The organism is Pseudomonas sp. GW456-E7, assembly GCF_059424105.1.
Map to the genome: position 1 here is coordinate 69,776 of NZ_JBWKZB010000025.1, position 24,714 is coordinate 94,489.

20 protein-coding genes, 1 tRNA gene and 1 pseudogene are annotated in these 24,714 nt (G+C 60.8%); 10 read left to right on the forward strand and 12 right to left on the reverse strand.

The window, feature by feature from the left end:
• Positions 1 to 58 precede the first annotated feature (58 nt).
• Entirely contained in the window at positions 59 to 1,513 is a 1,455-nt protein-coding gene (locus tag AC07YV_RS17280) for an amidase (RefSeq protein ID WP_102701513.1), read from the forward strand.
• Between the two features lie 87 nt (positions 1,514 to 1,600).
• Positions 1,601 to 1,677, forward strand: a tRNA-Met gene (locus AC07YV_RS17285).
• 155 nt (positions 1,678 to 1,832) lie between these two features.
• Here the strand turns inward: AC07YV_RS17285 and AC07YV_RS17290 are convergent.
• On the reverse strand, positions 1,833 to 2,936 hold the full coding sequence (locus AC07YV_RS17290; protein ID WP_102701512.1) for a DUF2817 domain-containing protein: 1,104 nt from the start codon (positions 2,934 to 2,936) through the stop codon (positions 1,833 to 1,835).
• Between the two features lie 167 nt (positions 2,937 to 3,103).
• On the opposite strand from AC07YV_RS17290, the gene ggt reads away from it, so the two are divergent.
• Positions 3,104 to 4,936: a gamma-glutamyltransferase gene (ggt, locus tag AC07YV_RS17295; RefSeq protein WP_102701511.1), complete on the forward strand. Its 1,833-nt coding sequence runs from the start codon at positions 3,104 to 3,106 to the stop codon at positions 4,934 to 4,936.
• 75 nt (positions 4,937 to 5,011) lie between these two features.
• Here the strand turns inward: ggt and ddlA are convergent, their stop codons facing one another.
• The 5 genes and pseudogenes from ddlA to AC07YV_RS17320 form a co-directional block, all read right to left on the reverse strand.
• Positions 5,012 to 6,106, reverse strand: a complete 1,095-nt coding sequence (gene ddlA, locus AC07YV_RS17300; RefSeq protein ID WP_102701510.1) for a D-alanine--D-alanine ligase — start codon at positions 6,104 to 6,106, stop codon at positions 5,012 to 5,014.
• Between the two features lie 47 nt (positions 6,107 to 6,153).
• Positions 6,154 to 6,753, reverse strand: coding sequence for a flavin reductase family protein (locus AC07YV_RS17305; protein WP_102701509.1), 600 nt, complete (start codon positions 6,751 to 6,753; stop codon positions 6,154 to 6,156).
• A 154-nt stretch (positions 6,754 to 6,907) separates the two neighbouring features.
• Positions 6,908 to 7,516 (reverse strand): methyl-accepting chemotaxis protein, encoded by a 609-nt coding sequence (locus tag AC07YV_RS17310; protein ID WP_371317823.1) that lies wholly within the window; start codon positions 7,514 to 7,516, stop codon positions 6,908 to 6,910.
• Positions 7,496 to 8,224 (reverse strand): annotated as a pseudogene (locus AC07YV_RS17315) (PAS domain-containing protein); the annotation flags it as partial. The pseudogene AC07YV_RS17315 and the gene AC07YV_RS17310, both read right to left, overlap by 21 nt.
• A gap of 117 nt (positions 8,225 to 8,341) precedes the next feature.
• Positions 8,342 to 9,655 carry an MFS transporter gene (locus AC07YV_RS17320; protein ID WP_102701507.1) on the reverse strand — a complete coding sequence of 438 codons (1,314 nt, stop codon included), beginning with the start codon at positions 9,653 to 9,655 and terminating at the stop codon, positions 8,342 to 8,344.
• 201 nt (positions 9,656 to 9,856) lie between these two features.
• Here AC07YV_RS17320 and AC07YV_RS17325 point away from each other — a divergent pair, with 201 nt between their 5' ends.
• The 3 genes from AC07YV_RS17325 to AC07YV_RS17335 all read left to right on the forward strand — a co-directional run bounded on the left by AC07YV_RS17325 (position 9,857) and on the right by AC07YV_RS17335 (position 13,212).
• The gene (locus AC07YV_RS17325; RefSeq protein ID WP_102701506.1) at positions 9,857 to 11,275 is read left to right on the forward strand and encodes a short-chain fatty acid transporter; all 1,419 of its coding nucleotides are present in this window, start codon (positions 9,857 to 9,859) and stop codon (positions 11,273 to 11,275) included.
• A gap of 94 nt (positions 11,276 to 11,369) precedes the next feature.
• Complete coding sequence (locus AC07YV_RS17330; protein ID WP_102701505.1) at positions 11,370 to 12,542, forward strand: hypothetical protein; 1,173 nt, start codon at positions 11,370 to 11,372, stop codon at positions 12,540 to 12,542.
• A 145-nt stretch (positions 12,543 to 12,687) separates the two neighbouring features.
• Positions 12,688 to 13,212: an SET domain-containing protein-lysine N-methyltransferase gene (locus tag AC07YV_RS17335; protein WP_102701504.1), complete on the forward strand. Its 525-nt coding sequence runs from the start codon at positions 12,688 to 12,690 to the stop codon at positions 13,210 to 13,212.
• A 6-nt stretch (positions 13,213 to 13,218) separates the two neighbouring features.
• On the opposite strand, the gene can is transcribed toward AC07YV_RS17335, so the two are convergent.
• A complete protein-coding gene (gene can / locus AC07YV_RS17340; RefSeq protein ID WP_015096835.1) occupies positions 13,219 to 13,863 on the reverse strand; it encodes a carbonate dehydratase in 645 nt (214 codons plus the stop codon).
• Between the two features lie 168 nt (positions 13,864 to 14,031).
• Here can and AC07YV_RS17345 point away from each other — a divergent pair, with 168 nt between their 5' ends.
• A complete protein-coding gene (locus AC07YV_RS17345; RefSeq protein WP_102701503.1) occupies positions 14,032 to 14,436 on the forward strand; it encodes a serine kinase/phosphatase in 405 nt (134 codons plus the stop codon).
• A gap of 119 nt (positions 14,437 to 14,555) precedes the next feature.
• Here the strand turns inward: AC07YV_RS17345 and rimI are convergent, their stop codons facing one another.
• The gene (gene rimI, locus AC07YV_RS17350) at positions 14,556 to 15,008 is read right to left on the reverse strand and encodes a ribosomal protein S18-alanine N-acetyltransferase (RefSeq protein ID WP_007978046.1); all 453 of its coding nucleotides are present in this window, start codon (positions 15,006 to 15,008) and stop codon (positions 14,556 to 14,558) included.
• Positions 15,001 to 15,747, reverse strand: coding sequence for an energy transducer TonB (locus AC07YV_RS17355; protein WP_102701502.1), 747 nt, complete (start codon positions 15,745 to 15,747; stop codon positions 15,001 to 15,003). The genes rimI and AC07YV_RS17355 overlap by 8 nt, the downstream gene beginning before the upstream one ends.
• Positions 15,748 to 15,967: 220 nt before the next feature.
• Between AC07YV_RS17355 and mksB the strand changes: the two genes are divergently transcribed.
• From mksB to mksF, 3 genes are read left to right on the forward strand one after another with little or no spacing between them, the layout of a single operon-like run.
• Positions 15,968 to 17,248 (forward strand): Mks condensin complex protein MksB, encoded by a 1,281-nt coding sequence (gene mksB, locus AC07YV_RS17360; RefSeq protein ID WP_173900844.1) that lies wholly within the window; start codon positions 15,968 to 15,970, stop codon positions 17,246 to 17,248.
• A complete protein-coding gene (mksE, locus tag AC07YV_RS17365; RefSeq protein WP_007978043.1) occupies positions 17,238 to 17,939 on the forward strand; it encodes an Mks condensin complex protein MksE in 702 nt (233 codons plus the stop codon). Before mksB ends, mksE begins: the two co-directional genes overlap by 11 nt.
• Positions 17,936 to 20,776 carry an Mks condensin complex protein MksF gene (mksF, locus tag AC07YV_RS17370; RefSeq protein ID WP_102701500.1) on the forward strand — a complete coding sequence of 947 codons (2,841 nt, stop codon included), beginning with the start codon at positions 17,936 to 17,938 and terminating at the stop codon, positions 20,774 to 20,776. Before mksE ends, mksF begins: the two co-directional genes overlap by 4 nt.
• A gap of 193 nt (positions 20,777 to 20,969) precedes the next feature.
• Here mksF and AC07YV_RS17375 read toward each other — a convergent pair whose 3' ends face one another.
• The 3 genes from AC07YV_RS17375 to AC07YV_RS17385 are packed head-to-tail and all read right to left on the reverse strand — an operon-like array spanning position 20,970 to position 24,535.
• Positions 20,970 to 23,273 carry a PqiB family protein gene (locus AC07YV_RS17375; protein ID WP_102701499.1) on the reverse strand — a complete coding sequence of 768 codons (2,304 nt, stop codon included), beginning with the start codon at positions 23,271 to 23,273 and terminating at the stop codon, positions 20,970 to 20,972.
• On the reverse strand, positions 23,266 to 23,889 hold the full coding sequence (locus tag AC07YV_RS17380) for a paraquat-inducible protein A (RefSeq protein ID WP_102701498.1): 624 nt from the start codon (positions 23,887 to 23,889) through the stop codon (positions 23,266 to 23,268). Before AC07YV_RS17380 ends, AC07YV_RS17375 begins: the two co-directional genes overlap by 8 nt.
• Positions 23,876 to 24,535, reverse strand: coding sequence for a paraquat-inducible protein A (locus AC07YV_RS17385; RefSeq protein WP_015096843.1), 660 nt, complete (start codon positions 24,533 to 24,535; stop codon positions 23,876 to 23,878). Before AC07YV_RS17385 ends, AC07YV_RS17380 begins: the two co-directional genes overlap by 14 nt.
• Between the last annotated feature and the right edge of the window lie 179 nt (positions 24,536 to 24,714).

Consider the following 24,714-nt stretch of genomic DNA (forward strand, 5'->3'; position numbering starts at 1 on the left):
TCCACCGCCCCGACGCAAAGGCGGGGCGCTTTTCCAGCCGTCTGAAAGGCCGCTTGCAATGAACTCCAATAACATCAGCGAACTGGTCCTGTTGCAGGCCCATGAGCTCGCCGAACGCATCCGCCTGCGCCAGGTTTCCTGCCGGGAAGTGATGCAGACTTATCTTACCCATATCGAACGCTTCAATCCGCAAGTCAATGCACTGATCAGCCTGCAAGCGCCTGAGGACCTGCTGGCCCAGGCGGATGGCCGTGATGCCGAGCTGGCCCGCGGCCAATACCGTGGCTGGATGCACGGCCTGCCCCATGCCATCAAGGATCTGTCCCTGACGCGCGGCATCCGCACCACCCTGGGTTCGCCGCTGTACAAGGACTTCATCCCCGAACGCGATGGCATCATGGTCGAGCGGATCAAGGGCGCCGGCGCGATCATCATTGGCAAGAGCAACACCCCGGAATTCGGCCTTGGCTCGCAAAGCTATAACCCGCTGTTCGGTGCGACCGGTTGCGCCTACGACCCGAGCAAGACCGCTGGCGGCAGCAGCGGCGGCGCAGCGGCGGCACTGGCCATGCACCTGGTGCCGGTGGCCGATGGCAGCGACATGATGGGTTCGCTGCGCAATCCGGCCGCGTTCAACAACATTTTCGGTTTCCGTCCGTCCCAGGGCCGCGTGCCCTTCGATGACAGTGCCGACCTGTTTATCGACCAACTCGGCTACGAAGGCCCCATGGCGCGCAGCGTGCGCGATGCCGCGTTGCTGTTGTCGGTGCAGGCCGGAGCCGATGCGCGGGCGCCACTGTCGATTGCCGAGTCCGGCAGTGCCTTTGCGGCACCGCTGGATCGCGATTTCAAAGGTACTCGCCTGGGCTGGCTCGGCGACTTCAACGGCTACCTGCCGATGGAAAAAGGCATCCTCTCGCTGTGCGAAAAGGCCTTTGCCGACTTCGAAAGCCTGGGTTGCCACATTGAACCGGCTCAATCCGAATTCGCGCCAGAGAAGCTGTGGAGCAGTTGGCGAACCTTGCGCCACTGGATGGTCGCCGGCTCGTTGGGTGCGACCTATGCCGACCCGCAAAAGCGTGCGCTGTTGAAACCGGAAGCCTGCTGGGAAGTGGAAAACGGCCTGAAACTCTCGGCCAGCGACGTGTTTGCCGCTTCAGTGACGCGCAGCGACTGGTATCGGGCGATCTCCAGGCTGTTCGAACAATATGACTACCTGCTACTGCCCAGCGCCCAGGTCTTCCCGTTCGACAAGACCCAAGCGTGGCCCGCTTCCATTGAAGGCGTGAGCATGGACACCTATCACCGATGGATGGAGGTGGTGATTCCCGGCACCTTGTCCGGCTGCCCGGTGGCCAACGTACAGGTCGGCTTCAACGCCAGCGGCCTGCCGATGGGTCTGCAAATCATCGGCAGACACCAGGCCGACTTCGCTGTCCTGCAATTGGCGCACGCGTACGAACAGGCCAGCCGCTGGTTCCAGCGCTGCCCTTCACCGCTGCTTGGAAGGTAGATTTTGATAAACGGTTGAAAGCGCAGAGAAATATTTTAGATTTATGCTTGACGCATCCCCGTTACCGGTGAATAATGCGCGCCACTTGGCTACATAGCTCAGTTGGTTAGAGCATAGCATTCATAATGCTGGGGTCCGGGGTTCAAGTCCCTGTGTAGCCACCAAGTACTAAAAACGGCTTACCGAAAGGTAGGCCGTTTTTTTATGCCTCGTTTTTATATCCCTGTAGGAGCGAGCTTGCTCGCGATGGACTCAAGAGCACCGCGTTTAGCCAGTAAACACGCGTTATCGTTAACGACCATCGCGAGCAGGCTCGCTCCTACACGGTCGGCAATGCCGACAACGCCCGTTCCCAGATCTGCCACGTGCGCAACCAGACCATCGACTGCCAATCGCTATCGGCCGGATAGAACTGCTCCAGCAGATTCAACTTGATTCCGCGCCCTGTTGCGTCACCCGGATTGCCATACAGATGCAGCCAGTGATCATCGCGCAAATGGCGGTGAACGTCCGGCCCCGGATATGTCCCGCACTCGATGACAAAAGGCATCAGGCGCACCTGCGGCAGCGCATCGATCAACGCCTGCGAGGTGTAGCCGGTGGCCGTCGCCGCTACGCCGGTTTCGCTCAGGGTATCGGCGCCGGTTTGCAGACTGTAGAGCCACGGCCCGTAGATCGCCTGCGCATCCGGCAGCGCCGGGTAGGCCGATTCGGTGATGGTCAGCAGCATCGGATGACCGTATTCACCCGCCCCTGTGTGCAAGTCGAAACACATGGCCACTTCAGCATGGGCCACGTGCTTTTGCACGATCCGGTGCAGCGTGCGGTTCGACCAGCTCGGCGCCAGCCCGCCGTAGAACAGGCCATCGGGGTGAGCATGCTGACCGCCCTCGACAATCGACATCACCGCCGGCCAGCCATGCAGGCGAATCTGCTCGTCGAGCAAGGCATCGGCACGCTCACGCTCGGGGCCGTGCAACTGCGGGCAGGCATAGATTTCATGCAAGGCGTTGTAGGCCTGGTTGTCCGGCAGCGGGCGCTGGAAATCCAGATGATTGCGGTTCAGGTCGATGTTGTCTTCGTTGACCCGGCGCAACCACGCCATGCCCCAGGGGTTGATGGCATGGATCATGACCACGGCCACATCCGTTGGCAGGGAGCGCTTGCCCAACTCCTGCAGCCATTTGATCTGGCAGCCCGAGCCATAGAAGCCTTCAACTCCGTGAGTGCCGCTCAGCGCCACCAACAGACGCTTGGCGCCCGGATCACCCAACACCGCCACATCGGTACTCAACGATTCACCGAACGGACCTTTGAGCGGGTGTGGATACTCAGTCAAGATTGCGCCTGCGGCAGCCGCTGCGGCCAGGAACTGTTCTCGCTGGGTGCGATAGCCGGGCTGGGTTGGGAACTCGGTGTGCATGTCTGCCTCTTGTTGATTTTCTGGCCTGTCTGTTGGCAACGACCCTACAGAAATTCCTGCCATTGATGAAGGACAAAAACGTCAGCGCCATGGGACCCCGGTTTGCGTCCCTCCCGGTCGGCCGATAAAGTCCACTGATCGTAGATCCAACGGACGGAGTACCTCACGTGTTTTCAACCTTCGCTTTGCGCCGCCATCGCCTGCCTGCCCTGGCACTGGTCGTCAGTGCCTTGACCCTGGCCGCGTGCAACAACGCTTCGGTGCCGACGCTGCCGCTCGCCCCGGAAAGCGCTTCCGGTTTCCGCACCGACCTGAAAGCTCAACACGCCGAAAAATACATGGCAGCGGCGGCCAACCCGCTGGCAGCCGAAGCCGGGCGGGAGATGCTGCGCCGGGGCGGCTCGGCCATCGACGCGGCAATTGCGATGCAAGCGGTGTTGACGCTGGTCGAGCCACAGTCGTCGGGCATCGGTGGCGGTGCATTGATCGTACTCTGGGATGGCAAGGCCGTACGCACCTACGACGGCCGTGAAACCGCCCCGGCCGGTGCCACCGAGAAGCTTTTCCTGCAAGCCAATGGACAACCGATGGGTTTCACCCAGGCGCAGATTGGCGGCCGCTCGGTGGGCACGCCCGGTGTACTACGCGCCCTCGAACTGGCCCATGAAAAACACGGACGCCTGCTCTGGGCGCAGCTGTTTGAACCGGCCATCCGGCTCGCCGAGCAAGGCTTTGCCATCTCGCCACGCCTGCACCAGTTGATCGCTGCGGACTCGTCCATGCCACGCTCACCGGAAATGATGGCTTACTTCCGCAATGCCGATGGCAGCCCGAAAGCCGTCGGCACCAAACTCAAGAACCCGGCACTGGCCGCCGTGTTCAAACGCATCGCCCATGAAGGCCCGGATGCCCTGTACAAAGGCCCGGTCGCCGAGGAAATCGCTGCCAAGGTTCAGGGCCACGCCAACCCCGGCAGCCTGTCCCTGACCGATCTCGCCAACTACCAGGCCAAGGAACGCGCACCGCTGTGTACCGACTACAAGCGCTGGCAAGTCTGCGGCATGCCACCACCGTCCTCGGGCGGGATCGCCGTGGCGCAGATCCTCGGCACGCTGCAAGCCCTGGAGGCTCGCGACAAGCGCCTGGCGCTGGCACCGCTGAAGCCGGTCAAGACCACAGCCCCGGCCGGCAGCGAACCCGACCCGCAAGCCGTGCACCTGATCTCGGAAGCCGAACGCCTGGCCTACGCTGACCGCGCGCAGTACCTGGCCGATACCGACTTCGTGCCCGTGCCGGTCAAGGGCCTGGTCGACCCGGCCTACCTCGCCAGCCGCGCTGCCCTGATCGGCGAACGCAGCATGGGCACGGCCAAACCCGGCACGCCGCCGGGCATCCAGGTGGCCTATGCGCCGGACCGTTCGCCGCTGCGGATTTCCACCTCGCAAGTGGTGGCCGTCGATGACACGGGCGGCGCCGTGTCGATGACCACCACCATCGAGTCAGCGTTTGGCTCGCACATCATGGTTCAGGGTTTCATGCTCAATAACGAGATGACCGACTTCTCGTTCATCCCCGAGGAAAACGGGCAGAAAGTCGCCAACCGCGTCGAACCCGGCAAACGCCCGCGCTCGTCCATGGCACCGACCCTGATCTTCGACCGCCAGAGCGGCGAATTCCTCGCCACTGTCGGCTCCCCCGGCGGCTCGCAAATCATCGAATACGTGGCCAAATCCACCATCGGCCTGCTTGACTGGAATCTCGATGCGCAAGCGGCCATCAACCTGCCCAACTTCGGCAGCCGCAACGGCCCGACAGAACTGGAACAGGGCCAGTTCAGCCCCGCGCTGATTCAGGCGCTGAAAGACAAAGGGCACAGCGTGAGCGAAATCGACATGACCAGCGGCACCCAGGCGATTGTTCGGGTCAAGGACGCCCAGGGCAAAGCGTCGCTGACGGGAGGTGCAGATCCACGGCGTGAGGGGCAAGCGCTGGGGGATTGAGTCGCACGCGAAAAAAAGGGCCTACCGGTGGGTAGGCCCTTTTAGTTTGTAAGCAGGCGAACTTCAGCCGCGCACTTAACGACTGATCTTCAACCCCTGCCGAACCTGATGTTTTTCCAGCGCCAGCTCAATCAACCGCGTCACCAGCTCGCTGTAGGTCATGCCGGTGGCCTGCCACAATTTCGGGTACATGCTGATGCGGGTGAAACCGGGCAGCGAGTTGATTTCGTTGATCAGCACTTCGCCGCTGTCGGTCAGGAACACATCGACACGGGCCAGGCCGGAGCAGCCCAGGATCTGGAACGCCTCAACGGCCAGGGCGCGAATACGCTCGCTGGCCTCGACGCTGATATTGGCCGGCACCACGACTTCAGCGGCCGTGTCGTCGATGTATTTGCTGTCGTAGGAATAGAACCCGCTGCGCACCACAATCTCGCCGCAACCACTGGCGATCGCCTCTTCATTGCCGAGCACTGCGCATTCAATCTCGCGGCCGCTGACGGCAGATTCGACCAACACCTTGGTATCGAAACTCAACGCCAGCTCCACCGCTGCACTGTATTCGGCCTCGTCGGTGACCTTGCTCACGCCCACGGAAGAGCCCTGGTTCGCCGGCTTGACGAACAGCGGCAAACCGAGCCGGGACTGAACCTCGGCAAACCCGGTGCGCGCCGCCGAGGCTCGGGTCAATGTCACGAACGGCGTCACGGCCAGGCCGGCATCACGCAGCAGACGCTTGCTGATGTCCTTGTCCATGCACACGGCCGAGCCAAGCACATCGGAGCCGACAAACGGCAGATCGGCCATCCGCAGCAAACCTTGCAGACAACCGTCTTCACCGAGGGTGCCGTGGACGATCGGGAAGATCACATCGACATGACCGAGCATTTCCTGACTGCTGGTTTCCACCAGTTGCTGGCTGGCTTTTCCTGGCACCACGGCCAGCTCGCGATTGGACTGATTGAGGGCGATCAGCGCCGGGTTTTCCTGATTCAGCAAAAAGTTGGAAGGGTCGTTGAGGTGCCAGTGGCCTTGTTTGTCGATACCGATCAGCACCGGTTCGAAGCGAGAGCGATCGAGAGCGTCGACGATATTCTTCGCCGATTGCAACGACACTTCGTGCTCCGCCGAGCGCCCGCCAAAGATTATCCCTACACGCAGCTTTCTCATCGCCTGGCCTCCTGGTGAATGTGCTTACAACCTGAATAGTCGAAACCTTACGGCTGCAAGGTCTTGCCGTCCACCGGCTCGCCAATGGTCAGGAAGTGCCCGCCCGCCACGTGGTGCAAGGTGCGCAAGGCATCTTGCCCTTCGAAGTGCCAGCGCCCTTCGCTGAACACGCGCTCGTCGGCCTGGGCGGCAATCACTTCGGCCAGGAACAGATCGTATTGCTGGTGGTTGTTCGGCTCCGGCAACAGGCGACATTCCAGCCAGGCCACGCAGCCCTCGAGCATCGGCGCTTCGAGCGATTCACCGGTGAAGGTCTGCAAGTCGTAGGTCTCGAACTTGTCGCGCCCCTGGCCCTGGGTCAACTCCAGGCCGGAGGTCGAACCAACGGTCTGCACAATGTCGGCCTGGGCAGCGCAGGGAACGTTCAACACAAACGTGCCCGAGGCCTCCAGCAATTGGCGAGTCCAGGTCGACTTGTCCAGCACCACGGCAATTTTCGGTGGTTCGAAATCCAGCGGCATGGCCCAGGCTGCCGCCATGATGTTGCGCCGGCCATCGTGGGCGGCGCTGACCAGCACGGTCGGGCCATGATTGAGCAGACGATAAGCCTTGGACAAGGGAACCGGACGGCGGTGGGAAGCGCTCATGGAAGTCTGCTCCAGGGGGAAAGAGCCGATTGTAGCGCCCACTTAACCCTGTGGGAGCGGGCTTGCTCGCGAAGGCGTCAGTTCAGTCACAGTTGCGTTAAATGACACACCGCCTTCGCGAGCAAGCCCGCTCCCACCAAAAGCTGATCGCAGGTCAGTAAGTGAGTTGATTGGCAAACTGCCCCACCGCATTGACCACTTTCTGGGCGCCGTCCTGAATCTCGACAATCACCGTGCCCGCTTCCGCCGCCAGTGCCAGGCCCTGTTCGGCCTGGAGTTTGCCATCGGTCATCAATGCCACGGCGTTGCGCGCCATGTCCTGGTTCTGCCGCACCACGAGGACGATTTCGTCGGTGGCCTGGCTGGTGCGCGACGCCAGTTGCCGGACTTCATCCGCCACCACGGCGAAGCCGCGGCCCTGCTCGCCCGCACGCGCCGCTTCGATGGCCGCGTTGAGCGCCAGCAGGTTGGTCTGTTCGGCAATACCGCTGATGGTTTTGACGATGGTGCCGATCACCAGCGACTGCTCGTTCAAGGCTTCGATGCCGTCGCCGGCGGTTTGCATGTGTTTGGCCAGGTCACGCATCACGTCCACGGCCTGGGTCACCACGGCGTTGCCGCGCTGGGCGCTTTGGTCGGTTTGCTGCGAGGTGCTGTAGGCAATGTTGGCGGCCTCGGCGACGGCCTGTTCCTGATTGACCTGATCGGTAATCACCGTGGCGAACTTCACCACTTTGTAGAGATTATTGTTGGCATCGGTCACCGGGTTGTAGGACGCCTCAAGCCAGACTGTACGACCATGGCTGTCGACACGTTTGAAACGGCCGGCCACGTACTCACCCGCGTTCAGGCGACGCCAGAAGTTCTGGTACTCGGCACTGTTGTACTCCTCCGGCTGGCAGAAGGTGCGGTGATGTTTGCCTTTGATCTGCGCCAGGCTGTAACCCATGCCACTGAGGAAGCGGTCGTTGGCGGTCAGCACGTTGCCGTTGAGGTCGAATTCGATCACCGCCGTGGAGCGCACCAGCGCACCGATCAGGTTCTCGTGTTCGCGGGAGGCCTCGATGGTGCGGGTCAGGTCGCTGGAGAAGATCGAAAAGTTCTTGATCCGCCCGTCCGCCGAGCGCACTGGCTGCAGGATCGAACGCAACCAGGCTTCCTGGCCCGTGCCACGCAACAGGCGTACCGCGCCAGCGAAGTGCTCGCCCCGGGTCAACGCGTTCTTGAAGCGCTGCTGGAATTCGTCGAATTTCACGTGTTCCGGGACGAGGTCGTCGAGGTGTCGACCAATCAGTTCGGCGCTCTTGTAATGCATTTCAGCAAGGAAGTTCTGATTGACTGACTGAACCCGTCCATCGCTGTCGAGGGTCAGCACCAGCATCTCGCTTTCCAGACTTTCCTTCACTTGCTGGAGGCTGGAGAGTTCTTCACGAAGAGCCGACAGCTCCTGCTTCAAGCGTTTATTGAACATGGGAAAGCACCGATGGACAGGGGTAGAAAGCGATATGCAGCCTAACCATCGGCCTTGGAAACATTTACTTAAGCGTGTTTCAGGTTTGTCCTACAAAAATAGTTACTACGCGCCCGATCAATGCGCGCCAGCGGCAGAACAGCCTGCGATTCTCGGCATCCGCACACCGAAGTACGCCGCACTGCCCACGCCCACCGCGCCCATCACCACACTGAAGATCACGCAGATCCACGGACTCCACGGCATCAGGCCGATCAACAACAGGGGTGTGATGCTCGCCCACGCGGCGTAGGCAATGTTGTAGGTGAACGAGATGCCCGAGACGCGAATTCGCGCCGGGAACAGGCTGACCATCACCGATGGCACCGCACCGACCACCCCGCAGGCCAGCCCTGCCACAGCGTAGGCCAGGCCGATCCAGTCACCGCCCATGATCAGGCAGCTGTAAAGCACACCGATGCCCAGCGGCAGCAGCAGGCTATAGAGCATCACCGTGCGCCAGGCGCCAATGCGGTCGACCAGCAACCCGGCGAGCACGCAGCCGATGTTCAGGAACACGATGCCCAGCGCGCTCAAGGCGAAGGTATGGCTGGCGGTCATGCCAAAGGTTTTTTGCATCATGGTCGGGGTAATGACCACGAATACCACCACGGCCGAGGTCAGCACACAGGTGAGAATCATCGCTGGCAAAATGGCCAGCCGATGCTCGCGCAAGACTGTGCGCAGCGGCAGTTCGCCGGCCGCCTCGCGCTGCGTCTGCATGGCCATGAACACCGGGGTTTCGCTGAGCCAGCGACGCAGCCAGACGCCGATCACACCAAACACGCCGCCAAGCAGGAACGGGTAACGCCAGGCGTAATCGAGAATTTCCACCGGAGTGAAGGCCTGCGCCAGGAAGGTCGCGGTCAATGCACCGATCAGATAGCCGAAAGTCAGCCCCGCCTGCAGGAAACCCAGGGCATAGCCTCGGTGACCGATCGGCGCATGCTCGGCGACGAAAACCCAGGCACTCGGCACTTCGCCGCCCACCGCCGCGCCCTGGAGAACGCGCAGGACCAGTAGCAACAAGGGGGCGAAATAACCGATTTGCGCGTAGGTCGGCATGATCCCGATCAGCAGGCAGGGCAACGCCATCATCAGGATGCTCAGACTGAAGACTTTCTTGCGCCCCAGGCGATCGGCGAAGTGCGCCATCAGGATGCCGCCCAACGGTCGCGCCAGGTAACCGGTGACGAAAATCCCGAAGCTTTGCAGCAGGCGCAGCCACTCGGGCATTTCCGGCGGGAAGAACAACTGGCTGAGGGTCAGGGCGAAAAACACGAAAATGATGAAGTCGTAGATTTCCAGCGCCCCGCCGAGGGCGGCAAGCCCCAGGGTCTTGTAGTCCGAGCGGCTGAACGGCGCCGGGCGCGAATCGGTGTTGGCAGTCATGTAAAGAACTCTGGCACAGGCAAAAACCAAGGCGCCCATGGTCTACGCAAACGCGCTGGCGGACAACCCGTTAGACCAAAGTCCCATAGCCACAAATCAGCCCCGCAAAAATCCACGGCTTGAATTAATGTTGGCGTCTGTCCAGACGGGCGGTTACCCGCCCCGAAGACCACTACAAACATAAAAATTCGAGGTACCCCCGTGGCCGCTGATATCGAAGATAGCCGCTCCGCCCGCTTTGCCCTGCGCTGCTCAAGTTTTGCCGAACGCTGGTTCCCCGACTCCTGGGTGTTTGCTGCCCTGGCGGTGATTATCGTGGCGGTGGCCACTATGGCCATGGGCGCCAAGCCCACCGACGCCGCCATGGCCTTCGGCGATGGCTTCTGGAGCCTGATCCCCTTCACCATGCAGATGGCCTTCGTGGTGATCGGCGGTTATGTGGTCGCCAGTTCACCGCCGGCGGTGAAACTGATTGACCGCCTGGCGAAAATCCCGAAAAACGGCCGCTCTGCCGTAGCCTGGGTCGCGCTGATCTCGATGGTCGCCTCGCTGCTCAACTGGGGCTTGTCCCTGGTGTTCGGCGGATTGCTGGTGCGCGCCCTCGCCCGCCGCACCGATCTGAAGATGGATTACCGTGCCGCCGGTGCCGCCGCTTACCTGGGCCTCGGTGCCGTGTGGGCCCTGGGCCTGTCGTCATCGGCCGCTCAATTGCAGGCCAACCCGGGTAGCCTGCCGCCCTCGATTCTGTCGATCACCGGGGTGATTCCATTCACCCAGACGATCTTTCTCTGGCAGTCCGGCGTGATGTTGCTGGCCTTGATCGTGATTTCGCTGATCATCGCCTACGCCACCGCCCCCGGCCCGAATTCGGCGCGTGACGCCAAGGCCTGTGGCGTCGACCCGAGTTTCAACCTGCCCCCGCTGCAACCACGCACCCGCCCCGGCGAATGGCTGGAACACAGCCCGCTGCTGACGATTCTGCTGGTGTTGCTGGCTGCCGGGTGGTTGTTCCATGAGTTTTCGACCAAACCGGCCATCAGTGCGATTTCCGGGCTGAACACCTACAACTTCCTGTTCATCATGCTGGGTGCCCTGCTGCACTGGCGCCCTCGCAGCTTTCTGGATGCCGTGTCCCGTGCGGTGCCGACCACCACCGGGGTGTTGATCCAGTTTCCGCTGTATGGCTCGATCGCGGCACTGATGACCACGGTCAAGGGCGCCGATGCGCAGACCCTGGCGCATCACATCTCGACCTTCTTCGTCAGCATTGCCTCCCACGACACCTATGCCCTGCTGATGGGTGTGTACTCGGCGATCCTCGGTTTCTTCATTCCGTCCGGTGGCGGCAAGTGGATCATCGAAGCGCCGTACGTGATGCAGGTGGCCAATGACCTGAACTATCACCTGGGTTGGGCGGTACAGATCTACAACGCCGCCGAAGCCTTGCCGAACCTGATCAACCCCTTCTACATGCTGCCATTGCTGGGCGTGCTGGGGCTGAAGGCGCGGGACCTGATCGGCTTCTCGTTCGTGCAATTACTGGTACACACGCCACTGGTGCTAGTGTTGTTATGGGCACTGGGGACGACGCTGGCGTATTTGCCGCCAGTCATGCCGTAACCTGAAAGATAGGGGCCGGTATTGATCGGCCCTTTGTTGTTCCGCCCGTCGGTTTCAGTATCTGCTGGTCTAATACGCTGAAAAGGATCTGAGCATGTTCAAACTTGCGGCACTCACCCTCGCAGCCTTCACCCTGGGCACCACCGCCCACGCCGATGTCAATTTGAAGCTGGGCACTACCGAACGCGTTACCCGCCTCTTCGCCTACCCCAACAATTGCAACGTGATCTGCTTTCGCAACTGGACGCTCGAGCAAACCGTCGAGCATTACCTGACCCAAAGCGTGCAGCGCGATGGCTACGGTGACGCGAAGGTTCTGGTCAAAACCGATAATGGTCAGCTCTACGCGGAAATCATCGGCGTGCCCAATGGCTATGAAAAACCATTGGCAGCGCTGCTCGATGCCGGTGACCTGGCCTATAACGGCGCCAGCAAACTGAATGCCGACGGCAAGTGGGCGTATAGCTGGTACCTGTTCCTGCCGCTGGGCATGGCCCTGGAGAACCGCAGAAGTGTCGAGCTGCTGCACTTCCCGCCCGACTATTCGTTGACTCAGGCCCAGGATTACCTGAAGTCCGCCACCACGGATCGCTGGGCCTCGCTGCTCACCGTCAATGGCATCCCGGCCGAGCAGACGCCGGCCTTTCAGACCATCATCGACATCGCCCCTATCGCCGCCCCCTCCAACGCCGGCAAGGACCTGGAGGGCGTCTACAGCTACTTCAACGACTACCAGACCACCATGGTCAGGAACGTCAGCCTGCACTCCAGCGGTGAAACATTGCCGATGGTCGCCTTCGGCTCACCGGTGCGTAACTGGATCAAGCAACAATACGGGGCGACCGTGAATGTGCTGGGGCTGGCGACGATCAGCCCGAGTGACGGGGTGAAAGTGCGGGTGCTGGGCTCCAACCACCCAAGCTACATCTGGTATGCCGCCGATCCGGCAAGCTATTCCGGCAACGATGCCAAGGCCAAGGCCGATGCGGCGGGGCTGAAAGTCATGGGCCAGGATTTGAGTGCCGCCTGCTGGCAGGCCGTCATGGGCCGCCAACCGGACAGCAATGCCGATATCGAGCTGAAAACCTGCACACAAACCTGGCAAGTGGCCGAGAAGGAAAAAACCTGCGCGCTGTTCTACACCTCGATTCGCAACCTGACGCCGGGACAAGCGGCGGCCAAATGCTCGACAGCAGCGACCCAGTTGCAGCTCAAACAGCTCAAGGCACCCGCACCGGCCACCGCCCTGCCCGCGCCACCGCTGTAAACCGACTATCGGCAGTCCATCTGTCAGTTATGACAGTAGACCGCCCGCGATATCTGCGAGAGCCTTGGGCCGTACCTCATGTGCTGCAGCGCTGACTGGATCGTCAGCCGATGGAAGTCGCAGCACCCAGCCGACAGGGATCGTTATGAAAGCCGATGCACTGCGCAAGTCTCTCGCACCACCGCCGCAGGGTGTTTACCCTTTTGTGGAGTTACGCCCGCACCTTGGATACCCATCCCTGGCCGATTTCGAGATTATCTCGAACGACCAGGGCACACCCATGGCCGCGGCAGCATTGCGCGAGTTCCCCCGCATAAGCCGGATCTGCCGGGTATCGGGGCATTTGCTGCCCTGTCGTGGCCGGCATACCCGACAACTGGCCCGAGATATTCATGTCCATGACCCGCATTTCTGCGGGCTGCTGCGCCACTCTTGCGACCCGAACGTATTTCTCGACATGAGTGAGCTGTGGTTGTGGGCGCTCAAAGACATTCAGAAAGGTGACTGGCTGTCGATGGATTACGCCGCCACGGAAGACAAACTGCTGCGCCAGTTCGCCTGCCGCTGCGGTTCGTACAACTGCCGGGGCTGGATCACCGGCTTCGATGAAGCGCCGAATGCCGACGGCCAGCTGTTTTTGCAACAGTGGCGTCGGCAAAGTCCGCGCTGAAGGGCTTTACAGGGGTTCGAACGGACGCAGGCGGTACTGCGGCGGCAACTGCTCGAAGCCGCTGATGGTGGCGTTCAGGCTCTTCCAGCGACCGTCCTTGATACCGTAGATGCAGCCATGAATCGACAGGCTCTGCCCACGGTGCCAGGCGTTTTGCACAATGCTGGTGTGCCCGACGTTGGCCACTTGCTGGATCACGTTGAGTTCGCAGAGACGGTCGACCCGCTCTTCTTCGGTGTCCAGTTTGGCGAGTTCTTCGCGCTTTTCGTAATACAGGTCGCGAATCGAGCGCAGCCAGCCGTCGATCAGGCCGAACTGGCGATCCTGCATCGAGGCGCGCACGCCGCCGCAGCCATAGTGGCCGGTGACGAGGATGTGCTTGACCTTGAGTACGTCGACTGCGTACTGAATCACCGACAGGCAGTTGAGGTCGGTGTGCAGCACGACGTTGGCCACATTACGGTGTACGAACAGATCGCCCGGCAGCATGCCGACGATCTCGTTGGCCGGCACCCGCGCATCGGAACAACCGATCCACAGGAACTCAGGGGTCTGTTGGCGGGCCAGCTTGGCGAAGAAGTCAGGATCCTCCTCCTTGATCGCAGCGGCCCAACGCTCGTTGTTATCAATCAGATCTTGTAATTCGTTCATGCTCTGAAGCCTCAAGAATGATGCGCAGCTTTGACTGACAACCGTCCGTCGAGGTCACGCGCGAAATGCGGATGCTCTCCTGATCCGGTACACGGGGCTCCATGCCGGCGGAATTCTCGGTAGCCACGTGGGTCAACCGTAGTAAGGCCTACAGTATGAGGAATTGCCATGAATGATTCACGACGTCCGTACGATGCGGTGCAACCGGAACCCGTCGACGACAACGAAGACCGCATGGGCTCGGTGCGTGAGCTGGATTTCGAAACCGAAGAACCCAGCGCCAGGATCGGTGACGAACTGCCGGAAAACGAGCGCGAACAACTGATGCCACGCCGCCGCGGACGTGAAGCAGGCCTGACGGGTGCCTCGACCGGCGACCATCAACCTACCGACGACGACATGAGCCCGGAAACCCTGATCCGTGAAGACGGCGCCCGGGATGCCCATGAGGTCGGCAATCATAAGCGCGCGGATTGGGACCTGAGCATCGTCGATGAGGACGATATTGGCGGTGGCAATGGCCTGGATGAGGCGGAAATGGCGCAGCGCGATCCTCTCGACAAAAAACGCTGAGCTCTACGGACATCTGTAGGAGCTGCCGAAGGCTGCGATCTTTTGATCCTTGAAAAGATCGCAGCCTTCGGCAGCTCCTACAGGGTTCAATCGACCAATGTGCAGGCCATGTACAGGGTTCAATCGACCAACGTGCAGGCCATGACCACCGCATCTTCGCGCCCACCCACCGCCGGGTAGTAATCCCGGCGCCGGCCGATCTCGTTGAAACCATAACGCTCGTACAGTTTGAACGCCGCGGTATTGCTGTCGCGCACTTCCAGGAAACACTCCCGGGCGTCGGCCTTGTAGGCAATCGACATCAAATGCTCCAGCAATGTCAGCCCCAGGCCGCGGCCCTGGTTTTCCGGCTTGACCGTGATGTTCAGCAGGTGCGCCTCGTCGAGGATGATCTGCACCACACCGTGGCCCACCTGTTGCTGGCCTTCGAACATCAGCCAGATCTGGTACTTGCCCAGGCCGTCGAGGAAAATCCCGCGGGTCCAGGGATGGCTATAGGCCGCGTACTCGATTTTCAGCACGGTTTCCAGGTCCGCCTCGGTCATCGGGCGAAACGATACAGCGTCACTCATTCGATTCTTTCCAGCGCGCCATCAGCCGACGCATGGCTTGCCAGACATCAGCCTTACGCTGTGGCTCTTCCATTAATAATTCCAGGCCCGGTACCGCCCAGGCCGAGCCCAGGCCTTCGATCTGCAATTCGCGATTGAACGCCTCGGCATCCGCTTCGCCGGCAAAACGCACAGCGGGCAGGCCGATCAGCCACAGGCAGGCGCATGGCGTTTCTTCCATGCGCACCGAGAGAAAACCTTGCACGAAGTCGCGGGCCGCTTCCGGGCCCTGGTCCATCGTGCCACGCACCAGCAGCGGCCAGCGCACCGGCTCGCCGACGATCTGCGGGCTGTCCGGCAGACCGGCGGCGCGCAGCATGTCCTTGAGCAGCAGATAAGCAGGGTCGCGGGTCTGGAAGGATTCGCCTGTGGGTAACTCCACCAGCAGCAGGCAACGCCCGGCCCGCAGCAATTGCAGGGCGAAACGCGGCGGCGGCACGACCGGTGCCTTGACCACGACGGTTGCCTCTTCGGCTTCTTCCACCGGTTTGGCACCGGTGCGGGTGCTCGCCAGCGATGGCCGCGGCACCTCGATCTTCACCCGCTCGGCCGGTTTGACCACAGGCGCCACGGGCGTCTCAGCCACGACAGCCGGCACGACAGGCGCGACCACAGCCGGCTCGGACATCTCCAGCAGCTCGGGCCGTGACGGCGCAGCAAAGGGCAATTCGGTGCGCGGCAGCCAGTTGACCACCTGCATGGCGTTCAAATAAGCGCGACGACGGGACTCGATAAGCAAAGGTCGGCCACTTGTGGATAACTAAAGTGCGCTGATTCTACCGCCGTTCGCAGAAGATCGCGCGCTGTTGATCGATAGACTTTACGGACAGAAAAAACAACAGCCTGTCCCGAGAGTGAATCGCATTGCCCCCGATGCAGTACAATCGCTGCTTTTAATCGCCAACCAGCCGGCCATTCCGATGATCGAACCCAAGCGCGTCTTGCGCGCCCTCGCTGAACACTGGGCACTTCTGGAGCCACTGTGCGAGCACTTCGACCAAGGCACATTGAGCCTCAACGAACTGCGCACGCAACTGGCCGCCCAGCAACTCGACAGCACGCCGCAGGACATTACCAGCCTGCTCGACGTGTGGATTCGCCTCGACATCCTGGTTCCCGTGGCCAAAAGCCCGAACCGTTTCGAGCTCAATGCGCAGATTCACGACTTCCTCGCCTATCTGCGCCGTGAACACCGTCTGGGCCTGTGCCTGGAGATCGAAGCCTACCTGCGCCACCTTGAGCGTCTGGCCGGCTACATCCAGGACGCGTTCGACATCCGCGACGGCAATGACCTGGCCCGCCAGTTGCGCCTGCTCGACATGCGCGTGCGTGACGTGCTGAAAAAACTCGATAACGATGAACAGGCACTGGTGGCCGTCGCCGAACGGGCAAAAACCAGCGACCGGCAGATTCCGTTGCGCCAGCGTTACGCGGAAGTGCTGGCGACCTGGGACGAATACGTCGAGCCGATGATTGATCTGGTGAACGCCGACGGCGCCTTCGAACAGGGCGTGCGCAAGGTCGAAACCGTGCTGCTGAAGATGCTCAGCGAACAGCAGCGCCTCGGCCACCTGGTCGACGACGACATGCTGCTGCGCACCCACGCGCGCATCCTCGAAATGCAGACCAGCGCCCAGCTGACCCTGCGCCATGCCCGCGAGCTGCTCTTGCCGTTGCGTGAAGAGGCCCGCCGGCACAACGCCGTGACCCGTGGCGCAGCGCTGGCCCTGGCCGCCATCCGGCGCAAGGGCATCGATGCCGTACCACAAGCGGCGATGCCGCTGTTCACACGGCCGCAAAGCACTTTCCTCGGCAGCGCCAGTCAGGTTGAAGCCTACGTCTACGCGCTGGCGCGTTTCGAACCGAAACCGGCGCGCTTCCCCAAGGCGCACAAGACCCACAAGGGCGGCGATGCACCACGCGCGCCTCGCACGGTTCGGGAAATGCTCGAACGCTGCGAAGACGCCCTGCCGATGCCGGACCTGATGACCTGGCTGCTGGAGCAGGAACCGGACGGCGCTACCGACGAATTGCTGTACTGGTTCTCGCGCCTGTCGCGGGAAAAACGCTTCAAGCGCGAGCGTCTGGAACGTCGCGAATACCATACTCACGAGCACCAGGTCAGCCTGCGCTCCTTCGCCCTGCTCTCGGTCAGCGATGACGCCGCCGAGAATTCTGCGAGCATTCCTCATGCATCTTGATCTATCCGAACTGTCCCATCTGGCGCCGATCTTTCGCGAACTGTTCAAGGGTTACCACGTCAGCCGCCGCGATCCGGAGCTGTACGCACAGTTGTCGAACTTTCAGGACCAATACCGCACGCTGTTCAAGGCACTGGGTTTTGAACTGGTCTGCGACACCCGCGGCTTCTACTACTTCGTGCCGGACCTCGCGGCAGCGGCGGTGAACAAGACCGCCCAGCGCCTGGCGCTGTTCACCTTCATCCTCGTCGAGCACCTGGCCGACCAGGGCCGCGACCCGATCTCCGTGCTCGACGGTGGCAGCCTCGGCCGCGATGAACTGCCGTCGCTGCTGGAAAAGTACCGCGACCTGTTCATCCAGGCCGAAGTGCAGACCCAGGACGAGCTGGAAGAAAAGATCATGCGCCGCATGACCCAGCTCGGTTTCGCCAGTGAAGAAAACGGCGTCTACCGTTTTCTGCCGCCGATGCACCGTTTCCTCGATGTGTGCCTGTCGGTGCAGCAGGACCGCGATCTGGCCGCCAGCCTGCACAGCGTCCTGCCGTTGCCAGTGCCGGTGCTGATCGATGAAGACAGCGACGAAAAACTGCTGCAGACCGACGACCCGCTCGACTTGAGCGAATTCGAAAGTGAAAGCGAAGAAGACGCCCTGGCCCGGGCCATTGCCGAAGAACAGGAGCTCGACGCATGAGCAAGGAACGTTACGGCATCCGCCGCTTTGCCCTTTTGAACACCGCCGGCTACAGCCTCGGCCTGTTCCCGCTGGAAGAGCCGCTGTCGGTGTACGGCGCGAACAACCTCGGTAAATCCGCCTCGATCAACGCCCTGCAGTTCCCGATCCTGGCGCGCATGTCGGACATGAGCTTCGGCAAGTACAGCCTGGAACAATCCCGGCGCTTCTACTTCGCCTCGGACACCAGCTATATCCTGGTCGAAGTCAACCTGCCCCACGGTCCGCACGTGATCGGTGTGGTCGGTCGCGGCCCCGGTGGCGGTTTCGGTCACCAGTTCTTTGCCTACGCCGGCAAGCTGGACCTGGCCCACTACCAGAAAAACGACACCTGCCTGCGTCAGAAAGAGCTGTTCACCAACCTTGAGCGCGAAGGCCTGAAAGCCTACGAACTCAAGCCGGACGAACTGCGCCGCTTGCTGGTCGGTGGCCACACCTCGATCCCGCTGGATCTGACGCTGATCCCATTGCGCTCCACCAGCGAGCAGAGCCTGAAGACCTTCCGCGCCCTGTTCATCAACCTGCTGCACATGCGCGAAATCACCGCGGCCAAACTCAAGCAACTGTTCCTCGATGCCTTCGAACACAGCCTGCGTTCCGGCAGCGTCGATTACATTGCCGCGTGCGAAGAAGCCTTCCGCGATGTACGACGCATGGAGCAGGACTACAACTCGCTGGTCGCCGCCGGTCCGTTGGTCGAAGCGTTGGCCAACGGCGTGAAGCAACGCGACATCCTGCGCGGCAAGCTGCACCGCATCTCGCCGCTGCTCGATTCACTGCTGGGCACCTGGTCGGACTACGCCAGTGCGCGCAAGGAAGAACTGACCATTCAGGCCGAGCACTACCGCAACGAGCAGGACGCCCTGCAAAACGACCAGCGCGGTGGCACTCAGGAACTGATGCGCCTGGAGCGGGAAATCACCGGAATCCAGCGCTGGCTCGGCGAATTGTCGGTGCTCAAGCATCGCTTTGCCCTGGTCGATGACGTCAAGGTGCTGGAGCAGCAACTGCTGGCCGCCAAGGACGCCCACGATGAACTGGCCGGCGCCTTGGCGCAGTCTCGTCAGTTCAGCGCCGAAGACCTCGACGAGCGCCTGCGCGATCTGGAAAAACGCCTGAAGTCGGTCAAGCAGCAGCTCGATCACGCCGACAACAACAGCTACGCCCGACTGCGCGAAGAGTTTTCGCAGCAGGACGTCGAGCGCCTGATGCGCCTGTTCAACAGTGCGCTGTTCAGCCTGCCACTGGGCGAACATGGCATCACCCTCGATGAAAACGGCGACTGGGTGAAATCCGTGGAGCTGATCCTCGACGGCTTCAAAGGCGAACGCTTCGAAGTGCCGGGCCTGTCCATCGACATCTCGCACATCGAACCACCGGCCTTGCAGGCTTTGGCTGACCGTGCGGCCCTGCGCGACCAGAAAGAACGCCTGGAAAAAGAACTCAAGCAACTGAAAACCCAGCAAGCCGTGGCTGCCGACCGTGCCGCGAGCAAGACCCAGACCGAAGTGCTGTACCAGCAAGTGCTGGATGCGCAGAAAGCCCTGGAAGATTTCCGTCGCGCGCAAACCCTGAGCGCCGAAGAAGGCGACAAGCTGGAACAGATGGCTCAGATGGAAGCCGCACAGGACGAATTGAAACGTTCCAGCGATGCCTTTACCGAGCGCGTCCAGCAACTGTCGGCCAAGCTGCAATTGGTCGGCCGGCAGATCGGCGACATGGAAGCCAAGCAACGCACCCTCGACGACGCCCTGCGCCGCCGTCAGCTGTTGCCGGCGGACCTGCCGTTCGGCACGCCGTTCATGGACCCGATCGACGACTCCATGGACAACCTGCTGCCGCTGCTCAACGACTATCAGGACAGCTGGCAAGGCCTGCTGCGGGCCGATGGCCAGATCGAAGCGTTGTACGCTCAGGTGCGCCTCAAAGGCGTGGCCAAGTTCGACAGCGAAGACGATATGGAGCGTCGCCTGCAACTGTTGATCAACGCCTATGCACACCGCACCGACGAAGCCCTGACCCTGGGCAAGGCTCGCCGTGCCGCCGTGACGGACATCGCCCGGACCCTGCGCAACATCCGCAGCGACTACGACAGCCTCGAACACCAACTGGCGCTGTTCAACCGCGAAATCAACAAACGCCAGGTCTCCAACCTGCAAAGCTTCCGTATCGTGCTCGCACCAAACAAGGAAGCGCTCAAGCACATCGACCAGATCATCCACAGCGCCGGTCAGTATGAGGAAGGCGAAACCCTGTCGGTCTTCGACCTCAGCCAAAGTGCCGAGCAGGACAACAAGAACGAAGAGGCCAAGGAATACCTGGCACGGCTGGTGGCGGCGAACCACAACCAGCTCGGCCTCAAAGACTTGTTCGAGCTGGCGTTCGAGATCACCAAGGTCAACGGCCAACCGGTGATCCACACCGACATCGACGGCGCCGCGTCCAACGGCACCACCATGACCATCAAGGCGCTGACCAACATGTACTTGTTGCTGCACTTGATGGACCGTGACCAGGCCGGTCGTGTACGCCTGCCGTACTACCTCGATGAGGCAGCGGACATCGATGAGAAGAACCAGGCCGCTTTGCTGGAAACCAGCCTGCAACTGGGCTTCGTACCGATCCTGGCGAGCGTGAAGCCGCAGGTCTGCGCCAGTGTCGCCATCGACCTGGAAGGCGGCAGCGGCCCGGCCGGCATCTACATCGACGAGGCGGACTGGAAGTACATCCGTCGTCACGACCAGGTGAAGGCGACGGTCAACGAACAAGCGGATGAACCGGAGCTGGATGCGGTCTGAGGCTTGAGTCGAAGGCAATAAAAAAGGCCGCGGTCCAATGGATCGCGGCCTTTTTCATAGGTGTGTCAGTTAGCTTTGCAGTGAACTTCAGGGCCTCTTCGCGGGCAAGCCCGCTCCCACAGAGTCTGTGGCCAACCGATAACCCTGTGGGAGCGGGCTTGCCCGCGAAGGCGTCATCACTGACGCCAGAAAACTACTTGCCCAGCGAAATCTTCGGCGCCCAGCCCAGCCACTCCTCTTCGAACTTGTCGAACAACGCGAAGGTCTGCTCCGGTCGCGCCGGACTGCCCATGCGCTCGCCGTCCGGTGTAGCGAAGGCGACACCGCCCTGAATCATCGTCTCCAGGGATTCAGTGCGCACCGTTGCACCTCTGAACAGTCCGACATCGAAGTCGAAACCGCTGGTGTTCCAGAACCGCGTGCCGCTACGCACCAGTGGCGCGTACTTCGGCTCGATCAGGATATGGATCAGGACACGATCAGCGGTCTGCCCCAATTCATAACCCGTCACCTTGCCCACCGTGATTTCGCGATACGTCACCGGCACACCGGCCTTCAGCGAACCGCGACGAGCGGCGCTGAGCACCAGACTCAAACCGTCTTCACGCTTTACAGCTTCAGGCGGGCTGGCCAGGGCCATGAAGCTTTTCTGCGGACCCAGACTCTTGGCAGCTGGCAGTACTTCGATGTATTGCCCGGTCACCAGGGTTTCAAGGTTCGATGTCTTGATCAGCCCCAGTTCAGGCTTGACCACCCAGAACTGACTGCCGACCCGGGCGATGCGCTCCGGCACTTCGGTAATCCGCGCGGTCAGCAGCACCGATTGCAGGTCGTCACTCAGGTCAACGTCCTCGATCTTGCCGACATCCAGGCCCTTGAAGCGAATCGGTGTGCCCGTACGCAATCCATCGGCGCGATCGACCTTGATGGTAATCACCTCGCCCTTTTGCGTGGCGTCGTCATGGCTGGCGAACAAGCGGAAACGTGGAATGCGCTTTTGTAGCGGCGCCTTGGCTTCCGGGGTTTCAAACGCGATACCGCCGGCCATCAGGCTTTGCAGCGACTCACTCTTGACTTGAATGCCACCGGTCAGGCCACCCGAGAGCGTGATACCGCTGGCATTCCAGAAGCGTGTCGAGGCGTTGACCAGATCCTCGTATTCCTTCTCGATATGCACGCCGATAATCAATTGCTTTTTTTTGCGCGAGAACTGATAGCTCTGTACCGAACCGACCTTGACCTGCTTGTAGAGAACCGGGCTGCCGACTTCCAGCGAGCCAAGGTTTTCGGTGAACAACACCAGGTGCAGGCCCGGCGCACGCAGATCCAGGGGTGGCGCCTTGGGCCGCGCGACGAATTCGCGTTGCGGCGCGGCCCCCTTGTCGCCAGGACGCACAGCGATGTAGTTACCTTTGACCAGCGCCTCGAGACCGGTAATCCCGGCGAGAGAAATCGACGGCTTGACCACCCAGAACTGCGTACCGTCGACCAGGTAATCTTCGGCCAACGGGTCCATCGTCAACTCGGCGGTGGCTCCGGACAGGTCAGGATCGACCTTCAGCGCCTTGAGATTGCCGACCTGAATGCCTTTGTACATCACCGGCGTACGACCGGCCTGCAAGCCTTCGAAGTCGCTGAGCTTGACCTTGATCCGGATACCGGCCGCCGCCGCATCGAAGTCTTCATAGAGTCTGAACGGCAGGCTTGGGTCGGTAGGCGGGCTGTCCTTACGGTTTTCGGGTGTAGCGAACGCAATACCACCGGCGACAATGCTGGCCAGGGATTCACTGCGAATCTTCACCCCCGACAGATTGGCGTCGATGCTGACGCCGCTGGCATTCCAGAAACGTGTGTGTTTGCGCACCAGTTTGGCGTAAGTCGGCTCGATGAAGACCTTGAGCTCGACGGTGCTCTGGTCCTCGGACAACACGTAGCTTTTGATCTGACCCACTTTGATCTGTTTGTAAAACACCGGGCTGCCACGGTTCAGCGAGCCCAGGCGGTCAGCCTTGATGGTCAAGTGCAGACCGGGCTGGGCATCGGAAAGCGGCGGTTCCTGGGCCAGGGCCTTGAACTTGCGAACCGGTTCACCCTCGCCCGGACTGATCGCAACGTAGTTGCCCGAAACCAGCGTCTCAAGACCGGTAATCCCTGCCAACGTCACGCTTGGTTTGACCAACCAGAAACGCGTACTGGTGCGCAGGTATTGCTCTACGTCCTTGTTCATTTCGATGCTGGCGATCACGCCTTTGGAACTGCCTTCGTCATCGAGCTTGAGGCTTTTTACCTTGCCGACCGACATGCCTTTATAGACAACTTCGGTCTTGTTGGCCTGAATGCCTTCGCCACTTTCAAAGCGTACCTGAATCTCGATACCGGTCTCGTTATAGGCACGCCAGCCGAGCCAGCCGCCGATGATCAAGGCGATCAGGGGCAACACCCAAATGGCAGACCAGTTCGAAGCCGGTCGGGTTTTCGCTACAGGCAAATCAGTCATGGTCGTCGTCCGACTCCGTGTTATCCCAAATCAGTCGGGGATCAAAGGTTACTGCGGCAAGCATCGTCAGAATCACCACCGAGGCGAAAGCGATGGCGCCAAGATTGGCTTCGATACTGGCAAGCCGCCCAAAATTCACGACCGCCACGAGGATGGCAATCACAAAGATATCGAGCATCGACCAGCGGCCGATGAATTCAATGAAACGGTACATCCAGATACGCTGGCGAGCCGAAAGGGGCTGACGGCGCTGCACGGAAAACAGCAGCAGAGCAATGCCCACCAGCTTGAACGTGGGCACCACGATACTGGCGATAAACACCACGGCCGCAATGGGGAACATGCCGTAGTGCACCAACTCGATCACACCCGCCATGATCGTGCTGGGCGCTCCTTTGCCGAGGGAGTTCACGGTCATGATCGGCAACAAATTGGCCGGTATGTAAAGAATGGCGGCGGTAATCAGCAATGCCCAGGTGCGCACCAGGCTATTCGGGCTGCGGGCATGCACCAACGCTCCGCAGCGTGTACAGACCTGCTCGTCGGTATCAGCTTCCTGCCTGTTCAATTCATGACATTCCTTGCAAATCAGAATGCCTGCATCAATCGCCCGCATGGGCATCCTCTCCTGATAACGCCTGCCAGATCTGGTGAGGCGACATTACGACCTCCAGCCAGACTTGAATCAGCAATAAACCAATGAAGCACGCCAGGCCGAGGCCGACGGTGATGGCTGCCATATCTGCCAGTTTGACGATCGCCACCAGCACGCCCATGAAGTAGACCTCGAGCATCCCCCATTCGCGTATATGGTGATAAATGCGATAGAGCAACAAACCGTAGCTGCGCCCGACATCAAAACGGATACTCAACAATACGGCCAGTTGGCACAGCAACTTGAGCAGCGGGATCCCCATGCTGCACAGGAATACAATCACTGAAACGCTTTGCATGCCCGTGTCAAAAAGGGCGACAACGCCGCTCCAGACAGTGTCTTGCGAAGACTGCCCGAGTAGATGGAGCTGCATGATGGGTAAAAAGTTCGCCGGAATAAACAACAACAAGGCGGCTATGACCAGGGCGAGACTGCGCTGTACGACGTTGTACCGATTGGCATAAAGCTCGTAGCCGCAGCGCGGGCACAGGGCTTTTTCGCCATGGGCGAGTTCTGGCTTACGCATGAGCAAGTCGCACTCATGACAGGCAACCAGATTTTCCAGTGGTAATTCTGACAGCTCTTTGGCGTCAACCGAATCCGGCATAAGCGCTCTGACTCTAAAAAAGTTGGACCTATTCTAGTGTCCCGGGACAAAAATAACTGCGCCAATTTGTGCTCGATTGAGCGTGCTTTTTCTACGCCCAAAACAAAACCCCAACTGCTTTCGCAATTGGGGTTTCGGAATTTAATCTTGACGATGACCTACTCTCACATGGGGAAACC